Origin of the sequence: Streptomyces sp. 135, from assembly GCF_020026305.1 — a bacterium.
In the GTDB taxonomy this organism is placed as follows: domain Bacteria; phylum Actinomycetota; class Actinomycetes; order Streptomycetales; family Streptomycetaceae; genus Streptomyces.
The window spans coordinates 3,958,104-3,973,813 of sequence record NZ_CP075691.1 but is presented as its reverse complement, the minus strand read 5'-3'; the positions used below and the strand labels follow the sequence as shown (position 1 = coordinate 3,973,813).

At 65.9% G+C, this 15,710-nt stretch carries 14 protein-coding genes and 1 pseudogene; 11 read left to right on the top strand and 4 right to left on the bottom strand.

The window, feature by feature from the left end:
* Positions 1-32 precede the first annotated feature (32 nt).
* The 8 genes and pseudogenes from KKZ08_RS17815 (at position 33) to KKZ08_RS17780 (ending at position 8,007) form a co-directional block, all read left to right on the top strand.
* A complete protein-coding gene (locus KKZ08_RS17815; protein ID WP_223779380.1) occupies positions 33-587 on the top strand; it encodes a hypothetical protein in 555 nt (184 codons plus the stop codon).
* A gap of 2 nt (positions 588-589) precedes the next feature.
* Positions 590-1,033: pseudogene (locus KKZ08_RS17810) on the top strand (TniQ family protein); the annotation flags it as partial.
* Positions 1,034-1,234: 201 nt separating this feature from the next.
* A complete protein-coding gene (locus tag KKZ08_RS17805) occupies positions 1,235-1,753 on the top strand; it encodes a hypothetical protein (protein WP_223779379.1) in 519 nt (172 codons plus the stop codon).
* Between the two features lie 370 nt (positions 1,754-2,123).
* Entirely contained in the window at positions 2,124-3,503 is a 1,380-nt protein-coding gene (locus KKZ08_RS17800; RefSeq protein WP_223775400.1) for a dsDNA nuclease domain-containing protein, read from the top strand.
* Entirely contained in the window at positions 3,500-4,072 is a 573-nt protein-coding gene (locus KKZ08_RS17795) for a hypothetical protein (RefSeq protein WP_223775399.1), read from the top strand. The genes KKZ08_RS17800 and KKZ08_RS17795 overlap by 4 nt, the downstream gene beginning before the upstream one ends.
* Position 4,073: 1 nt before the next feature.
* Positions 4,074-6,011 carry an ATP-binding protein gene (locus KKZ08_RS17790; protein WP_223775398.1) on the top strand — a complete coding sequence of 646 codons (1,938 nt, stop codon included), beginning with the start codon at positions 4,074-4,076 and terminating at the stop codon, positions 6,009-6,011.
* A 38-nt stretch (positions 6,012-6,049) separates the two neighbouring features.
* Positions 6,050-6,304, top strand: a complete 255-nt coding sequence (locus tag KKZ08_RS17785; protein ID WP_223775397.1) for a helix-turn-helix domain-containing protein — start codon at positions 6,050-6,052, stop codon at positions 6,302-6,304.
* A 1,361-nt stretch (positions 6,305-7,665) separates the two neighbouring features.
* Positions 7,666-8,007: a hypothetical protein gene (locus tag KKZ08_RS17780; RefSeq protein WP_223775396.1), complete on the top strand. Its 342-nt coding sequence runs from the start codon at positions 7,666-7,668 to the stop codon at positions 8,005-8,007.
* A gap of 52 nt (positions 8,008-8,059) precedes the next feature.
* Here the strand turns inward: KKZ08_RS17780 and KKZ08_RS17775 are convergent, their stop codons facing one another.
* Together KKZ08_RS17775 and KKZ08_RS17770 are read right to left on the bottom strand one after the other, a co-directional pair.
* Positions 8,060-9,472, bottom strand: a complete 1,413-nt coding sequence (locus KKZ08_RS17775; RefSeq protein ID WP_223775395.1) for a PaeR7I family type II restriction endonuclease — start codon at positions 9,470-9,472, stop codon at positions 8,060-8,062.
* A 390-nt stretch (positions 9,473-9,862) separates the two neighbouring features.
* Positions 9,863-10,663, bottom strand: a complete 801-nt coding sequence (locus KKZ08_RS17770) for a hypothetical protein (protein WP_223775394.1) — start codon at positions 10,661-10,663, stop codon at positions 9,863-9,865.
* 184 nt (positions 10,664-10,847) lie between these two features.
* Between KKZ08_RS17770 and KKZ08_RS17765 the strand changes: the two genes are divergently transcribed.
* The 3 genes from KKZ08_RS17765 (at position 10,848) to KKZ08_RS17755 (ending at position 12,483) form a co-directional block, all read left to right on the top strand.
* Complete coding sequence (locus KKZ08_RS17765; protein ID WP_223775393.1) at positions 10,848-11,336, top strand: helix-turn-helix transcriptional regulator; 489 nt, start codon at positions 10,848-10,850, stop codon at positions 11,334-11,336.
* Positions 11,337-11,369: 33 nt separating this feature from the next.
* Positions 11,370-12,023 (top strand): hypothetical protein, encoded by a 654-nt coding sequence (locus KKZ08_RS17760; protein WP_223775392.1) that lies wholly within the window; start codon positions 11,370-11,372, stop codon positions 12,021-12,023.
* 127 nt (positions 12,024-12,150) lie between these two features.
* Positions 12,151-12,483, top strand: a complete 333-nt coding sequence (locus tag KKZ08_RS17755; protein WP_223775391.1) for a DUF2516 family protein — start codon at positions 12,151-12,153, stop codon at positions 12,481-12,483.
* 42 nt (positions 12,484-12,525) lie between these two features.
* Here the strand turns inward: KKZ08_RS17755 and KKZ08_RS17750 are convergent, their stop codons facing one another.
* Both KKZ08_RS17750 and KKZ08_RS17745 read right to left on the bottom strand, forming a co-directional pair.
* Positions 12,526-14,019, bottom strand: a complete 1,494-nt coding sequence (locus KKZ08_RS17750; protein ID WP_223775390.1) for a fused response regulator/phosphatase — start codon at positions 14,017-14,019, stop codon at positions 12,526-12,528.
* A gap of 276 nt (positions 14,020-14,295) precedes the next feature.
* On the bottom strand, positions 14,296-15,363 hold the full coding sequence (locus tag KKZ08_RS17745) for a C40 family peptidase (RefSeq protein ID WP_223775389.1): 1,068 nt from the start codon (positions 15,361-15,363) through the stop codon (positions 14,296-14,298).
* Positions 15,364-15,710 lie beyond the last annotated feature (347 nt).

Here is a 15,710-nt window from a genome sequence, read left to right as displayed (position 1 = left end):
CCCGCGTCCGCCCTCCTCGCTCGTCGCGTGACGTGGACTCCTTCAGCGTGCTGCTGGACCTTCAGCGTCGCTTGGATGCGCTGTTGTCAGCCGACGGGCCGCAGAGAGTCACCAGCTGCGGTCAGCTCATTCCTGTCGCGCAGTACTTCATTGACCTGCGCGTCGTGGCCACTCTGGTGCTGGCCTCCTGGCCGGAGGCCAGCGGCTTTGCGGCGACACCCGCCCTGGCCCAGGCCATCGGGCGGGAAGCAGAGCAGCGACTTCGCGACAGCCGACGCCGCACGTCAGGCGCATCGAAGAGACCGTACGGGATCAGCTCGCTGCTCTCGCCTCTGGAATCCCCCCTGACCATGGGCGCGGTACTCGGAATTGCCGAACGCATGCTTGACGGCCGCGAGAAGCAGTGGACTCGGATGGCTGTAGGCCCGCTCTACGGCAGCGCCTTGGCGCTGCACCGGGATACCTTTCTGGAACTCGCCCACCTTCCCGGCACTTCCTCCGCGCTGCAGGAGGTTCTCGGAGTAGCGAAGGGACCAGCGGACAGTTCGAGCCCCGAGCCCTACATCCGCGGCCCGCGAAACGGCTGACCATGCGCCCCCTGCCACGCAGCCTCGACCCGCTGCCCGACGAGACCCTCACCGGATTCGTACTCCGGCTCGCCCACAGGCTGGGTACGACACCCGGCGAGATTGCCGACCGCACGGGTTTACCCTCCCGTCTGCCGTTGGGCGTTCTTCACCACCTGAACGACGAACACCTCTCGGGATTCGCCCGCTCCACACAGCTGATGCCTGCCGAGGTAAGCGGCATGCTTCTCGCCCCGCTCGGAGACCGCTACGGGCCTCTGAACCCCGTGCTCACCCCACGCCGTACCCCAGCGCGAATGATTTACGACAACCCATGGGTCCTGACCCGCTCCACGCGTTACTGTCCGCAATGCCTCACCGGGGACCGCAGCGCCATTCAGGATCTCCACGGTGGGGCGTGGAGACGGCTGTGGCGGCTCCCCGTAACGTTCCTGTGCGTTCAGCACCAACGCCTCCTCGAGAGTCAATGCCCACGCTGCGCAACACCCGCGCAGTTCGCTCCTGCAGCAAACGCCATCGCGCGCTTGTCCGACGACACACTCCACCCATGGCAGTGCCGTTTCACCGCGCGGCAGACATCACAGCGATCCGAAACAGCCTGCGCAGCCGACCTGACCTGGGTGGATCCGCCGTCCACAGCACCTGACGTGGCCACCATGACAGTGCTCCTGCAAGTACAGCGACAACTCATTGACTTGCTCGTCGCGAGCGGACCCGAGACCGCGATGAGCGCCGGTGCACCAGTCCCCGTCCCTCACTATTTCGCCGACCTGCGCGCCACGGTCGCGATGATCTTCCGGTCCTGGCCCGTCGCCCGCGAGCACGCCAGCACACCTTGTCTGGCCGCCGCCATCGATGCGGAGTACGCCTCCCGCGTCTTGCAGGCTGAGCGCCTGCTCAACACTCTGGGCAAGAAGAAGACCTCCAAGCCCTACACCGTGCCGCCCCAAGGGTGCCTGGCCACCGGTGCGGCGCTCGACACCGCGGCGAAGCTGCTCGACACGCACGATCCGGGCGATGCCCGAGGACGGTTAGCGCCGCTCGTTCAACGGCTAAGGGAGGCCGACCTCGCACTGAGCACCTGGCTTCGTCGCCCGACTTGGATCTCGGTCTCTCTGAGACAAGCGGTCATGGATCTTCCGACAGGCAGAAGGGCTGCATCGTGACCGCCTCTGGTGGGCATCAAGCCGGGCTCGATCGGCCGTGGCGTCCCCAGATACATGACTCGATTCGGGAGGGGCAGAGCCACGTCCCCCGCTTCTCCGTCGGGGCAGAGGGGGAGCATGGCCATGAATCACGTAGAAACGGTCCGGACTGTGACAGCTTCCCTGCTTCTGAGGGTCTTTTGCGTCTGTCCTGATGAGCGCTCGTCGTCCTTTGCCGAGGCGATCGCACGAAGGCCTGATCAGACAGCAGATCGCGACGGACTGTTACGTGGTGGTGCTGGAGTGTGATAAAGGTAGGGATCTTCAATCCCGGTGCTGGGATGGAAGCGGCGGGGACGTGCCCTGATACGGGGCCGGATCGGGGGCGTCGATGGTCGACACGGCGGGCATGGGCGTTGGGGCTGAAGGCGCCAGAGCGCCCGCTGAGTCGGAGAGTTCAGACGGTTCAGCGCACGCCATCTTCGAACTGGCTCCGGAAGAAGACAGCGGCTCGGACACGCTGGGCCGTTACCGGTACCAGGCGGAGGTAGCCGCCCGAGAGTGTCTCGCCATGCTCACGGAGGACGCAATTGACTTCGTCGTCTGCGAGTGGCACGAGGACTTCGTCGTGGCGTGGGCCGATGGTTCAGTGGAACTGGTATCGGTCAAGCATCGCGAAGAAAATCAGGGCACCTGGTCGCTTACGGAGTTGTGCAAGAGCGGCGGCCTGACCCATCTCTTTGACCGCTGGTGCGCATGCGAGTGTGCCGCCAATGTCCGACTCAGACTGGCGACGAACGCGGCGCTGAGTCCGATCAAGGGTAATGCCGGCACGCTGGCTCGGATGTGCGGCCCGGAGCCGGAACTCACGGATGGGCTGTCCTCTATGGCGGAGACGATCGCCCGCCAAATGCTCAAAGTTCGTTGGAAGCAGCCCTATCCCAACGTCCCGGACACACCCCAGGTGAGCAAGCTCGCTGACATCCAGGTGCCAGCGGGTTTCGTGGAGAGGGTTCTTCGTTTCCTCGCAGTCCTGGAGATCTCCTGTGATCCACCCCAGCGCGCACACATCACCGACGTCAACATCCAACGACTTCTGGTACCTGCCGTCGAGCAACTGCAACTGGCGCATGTCGACCTTGAGAGCACCTACCGGGCCGTCGTGGACCGGATCGAGCGTGCCAACCGTGATGAGAGCGACCGCAGCCAACTTGCTGTCTACATAGCCGACCCGAGCCGCGTCCGTCACAGTACGCGGATGCAGCGGCGCATCGGCCGGCGCAGCATCACCCGCGAGATCGTCCGCCAGGCGATCGCGTACACGACGGTTCAGCTGCCAACGTTCCCCCGAGGTCAGACGCCCGTGCTGGCACCGGGAGGGGCAAAGCTCGAGCGCAAGCTGCGCCGGGGCCTGGTTCCCTTGGACGAGGCGGCATTCGCCGAACGGCTCCGCTCCGCGTGGTACACGACCTGGTCCGAGCGCCGCTCCGGCCTGGCCGGGGATGAAACCGACCTTTTGAACCTGTCCATGGACGTGCTGGAGATGGCCTTCGAGTGCCGACGCCATGCGCGCGCTCAGGTCGCCGAGGGCAGCGAGTTCGGCGTCAAGATGAACGACCTGCTGGCCGAGAAACTGAAGGTTGATGCTCTGCCGTCGCCGCCGCCTTTCTTGCTCAGCAACCTGCATTTGCGAGGTCTGGCCTACCAGTTGTGCGACGAGTGCCTCTTCTTCTTCTCCGAGAATTTCAACACGGATGAGGAAGCCTCATGACCCATAGCGCCGACTTCGAGACCGCCGTAGCGCGCATGCGGGCTCAGAGGCGGCAGGCAGAGCAGCGCGAGGTCCACTACCACGAGGCGCGCATCCTCCTGCTCATCTCGCAGTTCACCACCCCCAAAGGGGGGCTCGACGGCCTGACCAAGCTCGCCAAACTCGACTTTCTTCTGCGCTATCCAGCGATGTTGGAACGCCTCCTGCCTGCTGGCGAGGCGTCGTGGCCAGCAGGAACCGCCCCCACACCACCCGAGCGCCTCGCGGTCGAAAGCCGTATGACCCGCTACAAGTACGGGCCCTGGGACCAGCGCTACTACAGCGTCCTCGGCTCACTCGCTGCCCGCGGCTTGATCGCCTACAGCAACAGCGCCAGAGCCGAATTCCGCGCCACGCCGCAGGGTGCCGCCGCCGCGGCCTCTCTTGCAGCAACGCCGGAGTGGGATGTTGTCGCCAGCCGCATCAAGCTGCTTAAGCGGCATTTCAACAAGTCAGGATCGGCTTTGAAAAACCTCATCTACGACCGTCTGCCCGACGCCGTCGATCGGCCCTGGCGGACGGAGATCTAACATGGCCGTCCACCTGCGCATCGTCGCATTGACCGTCACGACCGCTGAGACGGAACAGACCTACCGCTTCGACCGTCCGGCCACCGTGATCACCGGCCCCATCGGGACTGGCAAGTCCAGTCTGCTGATGCTCTTCAAGCACGCCCTCGGCGGCAGCGCCATGCTCACCCCAGCGGTCCGCGACCACGTCCTGTCGGTCCAGGCCGAGGTCGTGGCCGGCGACGAACGTGTCGTCCTCAGGCGGACCATTGAGGGAGACACCGCAGACACCGTGGATCTCCTTGATCCACACTCCCTAGCTCTGGAACGCACCCTACCTCTGCGGGCTTCGGAAGGCGTCACCACGCTCTCCGACCACCTCCTGGACGCACTCGGCTTCCCGCGCGAACAGATCGCCGCACGGCGAGAAGGAGTAGCGCGACCGCAGAACCTCACCTTCAACGACCTGTACGCCTACGTCTACCTCCAGGCACGCGAGATCGACCGCCAGGTCGTCGGTCACCTGGACAGCTGGTTTGAGACCAAGCGCAGAGAGCTCTTCCGCCTGATGTTCGGGCTCACCGACAGTGCGCTCATGGAGCTCAAGCGCACCAGGAACCAGCTCTTGGACACACTGAAGGCCAGAACCGCCGAGCACGACAACGTCAGCTCCTTCCTGGCAGCCTCCGATCCCCGCAGCGACGATGAACTGCGGGCCGAACTCACCCAGCTGCGCGACACCCTGGAGCGGGCATCGTCCGCCCTGGCCAGCCTCCGCGCCGAACTTGAGGATCAGACCGCCGCCGACACCGCACTGCGTGACGAGCTGCAGAACGCCATCCGCGCCGCTCGGCAGACCGAAGAAGAAGTGTCCGCGGCCGCCGACCTCGTGGAGGCGCGACATGCCGTCGTCGCCCAGGTACAGCTCGACCTCTCCCGTCTCGCACGGTCGGTCACGGCCATCGACCAGCTCTCCCCCTTCGAGTTCGTAGTCTGCCCGCGGTGCATGCAGTCGCTGGCGGCCCGGGCCGTCGAACACGATCACTGCCTTGTCTGTCTCCAACCCGACCCAGTCGAGGCCGACATCGACCCGGCTGCCATCGAAGAGACACGCACGGCCCTGCAGCAGCAGCTTGAGGACGCACAAGCCATCCAGCAGTCGGACGAGGCACACCTGCAGACCGTCCAGGAACGGTCACAGCAACTCAGCTTCGCCGTCACCAGCCTGCGCCGAGAGCTCGACGCCCAGACCCGTGATGCGGTCGCCCCGCGCTTTGACGCCATCGCCGAGGCCAGCTCCCGCGTCGCCTCGCTCAAGGCCAGCATTGACGCCATCACCCAACTGCGCGAATCCTGGGCACGGGTGCGCACCATCGACGCGGACATCCGCTCACTCAAGGCCGACCGCCGGCAGCTGAACAAGGACATCAAGGAGAAGTCCGATCAGCTCAAGGCCAACCAGACTCTGCTCGGTGACCTCAGCACCGAGTTCAGCCGACTGCTCACCAGCTGGAACCTGCCCTGGGTCGACACGGCCGTCATCGACCGCGACACCTACCTGCCGGTGGTCAACGGACGGCCCTTCGAGACCCTGCAGGCCTCCGGCGGGGGCATCGCCACCTCCGTCAACCTCGCCTACAGCCTCACGCTCCTTGCCTTCGGACTCGACCACTCCGACGTCCTCGTTCCATCGCTCCTTGTGATCGATTCACCGCGCAAGGCCTTCGGCAACAACGCCTCCGACCGCCAACGCGCGGCCGAGATCTACAGCCGCTTCAGGACGTTGGCTGACGCATATGGCGAACGCTTGCAACTGATCATCGCTGACAATGACCCCCCGCCCATCACCAGCGACTCCTTCGGCAAGGTGGAGTTCGACTACGAGAACCCCATGGTGCCTGGCGTGGACCATCCCGGCCCTGATCAGGTCACTCGCATCGAGAGCCAGTCGGATAGCTAGAGATCTTTAATGCTGCGGGTTACGTGGGGTCGTGACGGTTGGCGTCCGCTGCGCTATGCCGGAGGGGTGAGGTATCCCGATGGTGGCGGCTGACAGCCGAGGAACGAGATCGGCGTGAGCAGGTCCGGCTCGCGGCAGCTGACTCGATCGAGGCTGGGGCCAGTGACCGGGAGGTGGCCCGGCGGTTCCGGGTGACTCGGATGTCGGCGAACCGCTGGCGCCGGGCCCTCGCTTCGGGCGGCGGACAAGTGCTGGTCGCCAAGGGTCCCGGTGACGCTCGTTGCAAGCCTTAGCCGCCTGTCAACTGCGTTTTCTGCAAGTGGTGTTGGAGTCCTGTCTGGCAGGGTGGGGCTGGAGTGACCAGTGCTCAGGCGGTGGTCAGGGCCTCCATGTCCGTTGCGTCAGTCTCTCGACTTGAGCAGGGCCAGAGCAACTCCATTGTCAGTGTTGGCCTGTACGGTCCCGCTCATGTCAGAAAGACGCACTGCAGACTGACGTCGCACCACAACAAACCACCACATGAACAAGCAGCGGAAGTGATAGTCGCGTGTTTCAGTGCTCGATACCCGGCTGTACCCGGCCTGTGCGGGCCCGTACATGGTGCGGTGCACACTATGAACGCTGGCGGGCGAATGGCGACCCTCACATAGATCGGCGAGCAACGGGACGGAAGCCCTGTTCAATAGACGGATGCCAGGGGTTAGCCGTCGGGCGCGGATGGTGCCCCACTCACTACGCACGTTGGCAGCGGCACGGTGACCCGCTGGCTCTGATACCTGAGAGATTCTGCGCCGTTCCCGGCTGCGACAGAAAGCACTCACATCACGGTTATTGTTCTCTCCATGCCCAGAGGGTTGAGCGAACAGGAACTACTGAAACCCGTCCCAAATCGCAACCTTCCCCATGTGAAGCCAGTGGATGTGGTGGTTCTTCGATCGCCCGTGGGTGGTGTTCCGTACATTACCGAAGGTTTATGGAGTACGGCAGCATTAATGGCCAATCCTGGTGTGTAGAGTGTGGCACTAACCCGCGCATCGGAAGGACCAGACGCTGCCTATCATGCGTACGTGCTATATTCGAGTCTTCGGGATTTGCCATGCTGGGGGATTTTCTTGCAGCCTCACGCCCTGTCCGATGCATTTGCCTGACTTGTGCAGGAATCTCTAATCCGGCGTTGACTAACGTCCTCAAAGGGTCCGGATGTCGATATTGCTATCGCTCCAACATCCTGCCTGTGAACAGACTGACTAAATCAGAGGCCATTAAATCCCTCGCGAGTGCCGGTCTTCTCATGACTGGGCCTTACGTCGATGCACACGCGCTGACTAGCGCCCGATGTGAACGCTGTCGATCCCACGTTCGGGTAAAAGTTGGAGCGATTCGGGCGAAGCTCGCCGCTGGAGAACGTGTCTTCGGATGCAGAACGTGCATGTATCGATCCATATCAGCGGAGCGAACTACTGCATTCGAAACAGCCCAGCGGGAATTTCGCGAGGCAGGGATAGAATTACTCGGTGGCTGGGTCAACGTAACCACGCCTATACATGGACGTTGTTTGCGTTGTGGTCGGGACGCGCGTCCCCTGCTGAACTCGATCCGGCGGGGCCAAGGCGGCTGTAGATCATGTTCCTCACATTTGTACATTAGGGCAAAAGTGCAGCGCAACGAGACGCTTGCCAACGCTCCGGCTTACATTTACTTGGCGCTTTTCGGCGATGTCGACGGCACGGAGTTTCTTAAATTCGGCATCGGCAGGTACGGGACCATTCAGGATCGTCTTGATACGCACCGCCGCTCCGGTGGGAGAATCGTGGCAACTCGTGACGCCCCATTGCTTACATGTATAATCGCGGAAGCCCACGTGAAGAGGCGTGTTGGCCCCCGGTCTTATGTCCCCAAGATGGATCTCAAGGGTGGATGGACTGAATGCTTCCTTCCAGGCGATCACGTAGACCTTGACTACTGGCTTTCAATCAGCCAGGCAGAACTTCTCTAGCCCTACGTGCACCTATGTGTGAGTCGCGCTGATGCAGGCCAAATTCTCAGCCTCAGGATCGTCCTGCTTTGCTGTGCTCGCGGTCGATGATGGCCAGGAACTCGGCAATACTTTGCGGGCGTCTTTCGATCTTGTGCTGTGTCGCTTCCTCGACGATGGTCCGCCATGGCTCCTCTGCCGGCAAGAGGGGGATATTTGCTTGTGGCCACTGCCCGGTGAGAGCCCAGGCGGCGACTCGGCCGAGGCTGTAGATGTCTGTCGCCGGCACGGAGAGGTCGTGCGGCCCGGCGGGAAACTCAGGCGCATGCGGCCCGGGGAAAAGCTCAGGCGGCGCGAAGCCAGGAGTGCCGATATGGGCGCCGGTACGGCCGGCGAAGGTGGTTTGGCCGCGTGGCCGACGCACGGTGCCCCAGTCGGCCAAGGTCCAACGCCCATGCAGCAGGAGGATGTTCTGTGGCTTGACGTCGCGGTGGCGCCAACCATGGCGGTGCGCTTCTGCTAGAGCGGATGCCACCGATTTGATCATCCTGTGAAGATGCGTTGGATCCTTCAACTGGAGGAACTGCTCTTCAGCGGTTGCGTCTGCCAGAGGCATGATGAACCAGCGGTGCTGCGCCTCAAAGTCCAGGACTGGCATGACATGTGGATGTGCACTCAGGATGCGGGCGATCTCGATCTCGCGTCCCATCCGGGCGCCTGCCTTCGACCACTGAGAAAGCCTCCGCTTGAAAGCAATCTCGATTCCTGACGCTTTGTGCACTCCTCGGAACACTGCTGCTTGCCCACCCCGTTTGGGCACGCGCTCCAGGGAATAGTCCTTCTTCTCACCCCGTGCGGCCTCGATCACCTCTCGGTAGGGCTCTAGTATTGGCGTAACGACTTTCAGTGGGCCTACCGCTCGTGCGAGTAGTCGACGGCTGAAACGGTCGATGAACCGCTGCACAGACATGCCTTCCACTGGCTCCCGTAGTTCCGCATCGGAGTTACAGGTAGTGTAGGCAATCTCGTCGTAGAGTTCGTCGTCAAGAAATTGGTTTAGCGCTGCTTCAAGCCTTGGCTGGACAGAGGTGCCCCTGCCCTGTTCCCACATGATAAATAGACCGAGCAGTGGCTGCAGTCCGCCGTTTTGATCTGAGCTTCGTACCGCGAGTGCGCGCGAGGTTGCCTCGTGGATCCGGTTGGACAAGTTCATTCTGGCTGAGGTCCCGGACTGTGCCGTGAATTCGATTCCTCCCAGCGGTATTCCATCCTTGATGATGACAATATCCCAGCGGGTGTTTCCCAAGCCGAAGGATGCCGGTAGGGAAGCCTTTCGTCCTGTCTGAATCCAGGAGCGGTCAATGCCGCGTTCAACCAGGGCATCGACGGCGGATTCAATTACGGATTCTATGTGGTGAGGGCTACGGACAGAATTGCCTGAAGTGACCCAGTGGTTCCGCACCGCAGCTGTCAACGACCCTGCCATCTAAGCCCCCTGTCGTGTGGCTTCTAGCCTGAGGGAGCCTACCTAGAGACCTCTGATGGCTGGGGCCACGGGGGTTGGAGGTCGAGTCTGGTCAGGCCGGTCCGGCCGCGTTTGGCTGGCTCGATCAGTGCTGGACGCTGGCCCTGATCGCCGAGATTATGTGCCGCCGCTTCGGCTCGACTACACCCGGGCTGGGCTGGACCTGCTGCCACGTTCGAAGATCCAGCCGGACGGCGATGCGGTTGCCGCGGCCGCTGCGCCGGGTCGCGACTGCGCCGACCTGGAGGATCTGCTGGCGAGGCGGCGTCGATAAGCGTGCCCCGAGATGGCGCTATCCCGCCGTGGCGACGGGATCGGCATCTTGCTCGCCGAAGCTGGGCGTCGCCCACGTCAGTTGGCGGCGTCCCGGCGAAGGCGACGCCGAGGGACGATGTCCCCAGAGATACCGAGGTGCGCGGTGGCCTGGTCAAGCTCCTCGGCCAGCAACTGCTCGCTGAGGATGGAGTCAAGGATCCGGCCGGCCTGGATCAGGCAGACGGCCGTCCAAATGACGTCGTTCAGGCCACTCTCCCTGGGCTTGTTGCGCAGTTCCCAGCCGCCGGCCCGTGTGCGATGGAGATACAGCTGCGCTGTCTCTCGTGTGGTGTGGGAGTAGGAACTGAGGTGCCGGTAGGGCAGATAGCCTTCCTGCTCTCCGAATGCCGCCATCAGGTCGGCGGTGTTGCGGATCTCGTTCGTCAGCCGGACAACCTCAGGGGCCGGGTGGGCGGTGCGTTCGTCGACAGCGGCACGGACCTTTGCCTCGACCTCGTCTCCCTCGACATCCCACCCAGCTCGCTTCGCGTTAGTGATCAGCTTGAGGAGCTGGTCGTCGCTGTAGGCGTCAACGGCCTGCACCGCGGCGTCGCCGCCGTCGACGAGCCAGGCCATCGCCACCGCGTGCGTCATCAGGTTCCGCATCACCGGTGCGACGACGAACCCGTTACCGTTCTTGGCCGCCTCCGCCACCACGCGGGCGGAGTCCGAAATGAGCATCCACCAGCTCCACGCGACTGGTGCCACTGCCTCGTGTTCGCGGAGGAAGCCGATGCCGCCCACTCCGGAGGCCATCCTGTCGCGGGCGGCCAGCAGCTGGTCGATGACGTCGAGAGCGCGCCAGGCCGTGGCCTCGTCATGCGCAAAATCGGGCATAGCGCCAATCTATGGCTCCGCAGCCCGAAACCGCCCCACAATTTCCGACTGGACCTGGATGGCGACAGCTGTCGCGCAAATACGACACCTACCGTGCTCAGTCACAGGTGACGGTCGCGTGGCGTGGCGCACTTTTGCAAGCAGGCGCTTGCAATAGTTAGCAAGAGTGCTGCACCATCGAGGCATGGCATCACTCAACGTCGGCAATCTCGGCGAGTACCTGCGCGAACAGCGGCGCACCGCGCAGTTGTCGCTCAGGCAGCTCGCCGATGCCGCCGGGGTGTCCAATCCGTATCTGAGCCAGATCGAGCGCGGCCTGCGCAAGCCGAGCGCCGAGGTGTTGCAGCAGGTCGCCAAGGCCCTGCGGATCTCCGCCGAGACGCTGTACGTGCGGGCCGGGATCCTCGACGAGAAGGAGCGGGACGAGCTGGAGACGCGCGCCGTCATCCTCGCCGACCCCTCCATCAACGAGCGCCAGAAGCAGGTGCTGTTGCAGATCTACGAGTCGTTCCGCAAGGAGAACGGCTTCGAGACCTCTTCGTACGCGGAGTCGTACGCGAACGAGGAAGCGGAGTCGTACGCGGATGTGGACACCGAGAACCCCGAGACCGCTGACGGCCCCCGCACGGCCGACGGCAGTGATGCCGGCCCGAAGCAGACACCCCCAAGCTGAACCAGCCGACGCGAATCCGGGAGGACCATCGTCATGGCCATCACCGATGACCTGCGCAAGACCCTCACCAACACCACCCCCGCATATTTCGTCGCCGGGTCCGCGGACCTCGCCCTCCAGCAGGCGAAGAAGGTGCCGGGCATCGTCGAGCAGCTGATCGCCGAGGCGCCCTCCCGCTTCGAGGCGGTGCGCAACACCGACCCCAAGGCCGTGCAGGACAAGGCCGCCGCCCGCGCCAGGGAGGCGCAGGAGACCCTTCAGGCCAAGGTCACCGAGGTGCTCGGCAGCCTCGACACCGACCTGAAGAAGCTCGGTGAGACCGCGCAGGACCTCGCGCTGCGCGGCGTCGGCGTGGCCGCCGAACTCGCGGTCAAGGCGCGCGAGAAGTACGACGAGGTCGCCGAGCACGGCGAGCAGGCCGTGAAGACCTGGCGCGGCGAGGCCGCCGAGGAGATCCTCGACCTGGCCGAGGCGGTCGAGCCGGACGCCGAGCCGAAGCCCGTGGTCCCGGCGCCCGCCGCCACGACGGAGGCCGGGACGGCCCCCAAGGCCGCCGAGCCGAAGGTCGTCGCGGCCTCCGAGAGCGAGAGTGCGGCCGCCGCCCCGGCGAAGAAGCCCGTCGCCAAGAAGGCCCCGGCCCGCAAGACGACGACCGCGACGGCGAAGAAGATGCCCCCGGCCAAGTAATCCGGGAGGGGACTGTCCTCGGGGGCGGGCACTCGGGGAGTGTCCGCCCCGTTGACAGGGGTAGCGGGTACCGTGGCCGCGTGATGACGAGCCGAGACTGGCGAGACTGGTGGTGGACGTTGTGCTGATGCAGGGTTTCGCGAACTTCATGTGGCTGCTTTCGCTGGCCCTGATCCTGTTCAGCGGATTCGCGCTCATCGACGCCGCCGTCCGGCGCGAGGACGCCTATCGGGCCGCGGACAAGAAGACCAAGCCGTTCTGGCTGATCATCCTCGGGCTCGCCTTCGTGGTGAACCTGATCTTCAACATCCTGTCGTTCCTGCCGATCCTCGGCCTCATCGCCACCATCGTCTACATGGTGGACGTGCGGCCCGCGATCCGGCAGATCACCGGCGGTGGGGGCCGCCGCGGCGGCTCCAGCAGCGACGGTCCGTACGGCCCGTACAACGGCGGCCGGTAACCCCCCGCGGGCTCCCCGGACCGCCCCGGCCGCCGGGAGCCGCTAGCGGTCGTGGCCGCCCGGCGTCCGGTCAAGGAGCAGGACCGCCACGTCGTCCGTCAGGTCGCCGCCGTTGAGGTCCCGTGCCTCGTTCACGGCGGCTTCGAGCAGTTCGTCGCCCTGGAGCCCCGAGGCGATCTGGCGGCGGACCATCTCCACCATGCCCTCCTGGCCCAGGCGCTCCTTGCCCCGGCCGATCCGGCCCTCGATCAGGCCGTCCGTGTAGAGCATCAGGCTCCACTTCCCGCCCAGCTCCACCTGTCGGCGCGGCCAGCGGGCACGCGGCAGCAGGCCGAGCGCGGGGCCCCCGTCCTCGTACGGAAGGAGTTCCGCGAGGCGGCCCTCGCGCGCGATCAGCGGCGCGGGGTGGCCGGCCAGGCAGAGTCCGGCCCGGCGGCCGTCGGGGGCGATGTCGACCGTGCAGAGCGTCGCGAAGATCTCGTCGTCGGCGCGCTCGTGCTCCAGGACCTTCTGGAGCGTGGAGAGCAGTTCGTCGCCGCACAGGCCCGCGAAGGTCAGCGCGCGCCAGGCGATCCGCAGTTCCACGCCGAGCGCGGCCTCGTCGGGGCCGTGGCCGCACACGTCGCCGATCATGACGTGCACGGAGCCGTCGGGGGTGCGCACGGTGTCGTAGAAGTCGCCGCCGAGCAGCGCGCGGGAGCGGCCGGGCCGGTAGCGGGCGGCGAACCGCAGCGGTGAGCCGTCCAGGAGCGGCGTCGGCAGCAGGCCGCGCTCCAGGCGGGCGTTCTCCTGGGCCCGCAGCCGGGACTCGGTCAGCTGGCGCTGGGCGGCGTCGGCGCGCTTGCGCTCCACCGCGTACCGGATGGCGCGGCTCAGCAGCCGTCCGTCCAGCTCGTCGCGCAAGAGGTAGTCCTGGGCGCCGACGCGCACGGCCTCGGCGCCGAGCTCGGAGTCGTCGTTGGCGGTGAGCGCGAGGACGGCGTGGCGGGGCGCGAGGCGCAGCACGTGCTTGAGCGCGGCGAGCTCGTCCACCTCCGCCTCGGCGGTGCCGGTAGCGGTACCGGAAGGCGCACCCGAAGCGCTGCTGGGGCCGGAAGCGCTGCCGGGGGCGGAGGCGGTGGTGCCGGGGACGGTCAGGGCGAGGTCGAGCAGGATGCAGTGCACGTCGTCCGTGAGCAGCCGCTCGGCCTCGGTGAGGTTGCGGGCGGTGCGGATCCGGATGGGCTTGCCGGCGGAGTCGAGCAGGCGCGGGACGCTCAGCGGGCCCGCCGGGTCGTCCTCGATCACCAGCAGGCTGAGGCTGGTGCCCGTGGCGGGTGCGGCGCCGTCGACGGAGCCGCGCTCGGGCACCGTGACGGGCGCGGGGCCAGGCGCAGGCTCGGGGGCGGGGTCCGGGGCAGGTCCTGGGCCGGTGCCGAGGCTGCCTGTGTCGGTCGTGTCACGGGGAGCCGCCGCCGTGTCGCTCGGGGGCGGCGCCTGAGTCCGACCGCCTTCCGCGGCCGGGATCGCTCTCTGCCGCGGTATGGGTACGGGCATCGCTAGGTTCCTTCCCTCCCCCCGAGGGCGTGGTGCCGCGCAGGTCGACGCGGCACCGACGGGGACCTTAGCGGTAGCCGCGCCTCCATAGGAATGGCCTGCGGCAAACCGCCACGGTCATATGCCGTATCCAGGAACGCACTTGGGCACGGCACGGCCTCACCCGGATGACGAACATCACGCCCCTGGGGGCGATCGGACGGCCGGGGCGTGCACTGCGTCACACCACTGGTCACGCCCCTGGATCACACCCTTCCGCGGCCCGGCGGCGCGACGCTACTTGTCGGGCCGTACGACCCCGAGGATCTTCATGGAACCCGCTCCGGCGATGGTCACGTCCCGCCCCGGCCGCGGCGCGTGCACGATCGCGCCGTCGCCCACGTACATCCCGACGTGGCTGGCGTCCGCGTGGTAGATGATCAGGTCGCCGGGGCGCATGTTCTTCATGTCGATGCGCGGCAGCTGCTTCCACTGCTCCTGGGAGGTCCGCGGGATGCCGCGCCCGGCTGCCGCCCAGGCCTTCGAGGTGAGCCCCGAGCAGTCGTACGACCCCGGGCCCTCGGCGCCCCACACGTACGGCTTGCCGATCTGGGCCGTGGCGAACTCGACGGCCTTCTTGCCCTCGGGCGTCATCTTGCCGCCGATGTCCTTCAGGGCGCCCGAACCCACCCACGCCGACTGCTTCTTGAGGGCGGCCTCCTCCTCCAGCTTGCGCAGCCGCTCCCGCTCCTTCTTCTCCAGCCTCGATTCGAGCTTCTCGGCGTCGGCGATCTTCTTCTTTATCTTCTTCTTCGACGCGGCCTTCGCCTTGCGGTTGGCTTCCAGCTTCTTCCAGCGGGCGGTCGCGTCCTCGGCGTAGATCCGCAGGTCTTCCTGGGTTCTCCTCAGCTCCGTCAGCATGCCCTTGGTGGCCTTCTCGCCCTGCCGCATGCGTCCGGCGCCGTCCAGGAACTGGCGCGGGTCGTCGCTGAGCATCAGCTGCGCCTCGTCCGGCATGCCGCCGCCGCGGTACTGCGCGCGGGCCGCGGCGCCCGCGCGGGCCTTGAGCTTCTTCAGCCTGGCCTGGCCCTCGGCGATGTCCTTGGCCAGCTTCACGATCTGCTCGGACTGCTTGTCGGCCTTCTCCTCCGCTGCGTTGTACGCGTCGGTGGCCACGCCCGCCTCGTGGTAGAGCTTCTCGATCTCCTTGCGCACCCGCTCAAGGGACTCGTCCGATCTGGGCGTCGGCTCCGCGGGGCTGGAAGGAGGCGGGGGGCTCGCATACGCCGCTCCCGGCGCTGTCACCACCACCGCCGCGCAGATCAGTGCCACAGTCGCCGCCGTCGAGTATCGCTTGCCGGTCACGCCCTGCCACCCCCAAAGCTGATTTACCGTCAGTAACTTCTGGTCGCCACCGGGATGGTGCCATGCCGGCGCCCAATGCGACAGATCCCGGCGGCAAATCGCGAGCCCGCTTCCGAGCCCCCACCCGCCCCATGTGACGAACCGCACCCGATGTTCGTTCCCCGCAGGTCAGCGCCTCAGGGAAGTCTCCGGGTGCCCTCAGGGAAGTCCTCGGGGGAGCCCTCGGGGCCGCCGTCAGGGATGCCCCGGAGTCGCTCTTGCGGCGGCCTCCGGATGGGCGCAGGAGTTCACCCCGCCCGAGGGCTCCCGGCCGAGCCGTTCACCCCGCCCGAGGATGCCCACCCGAG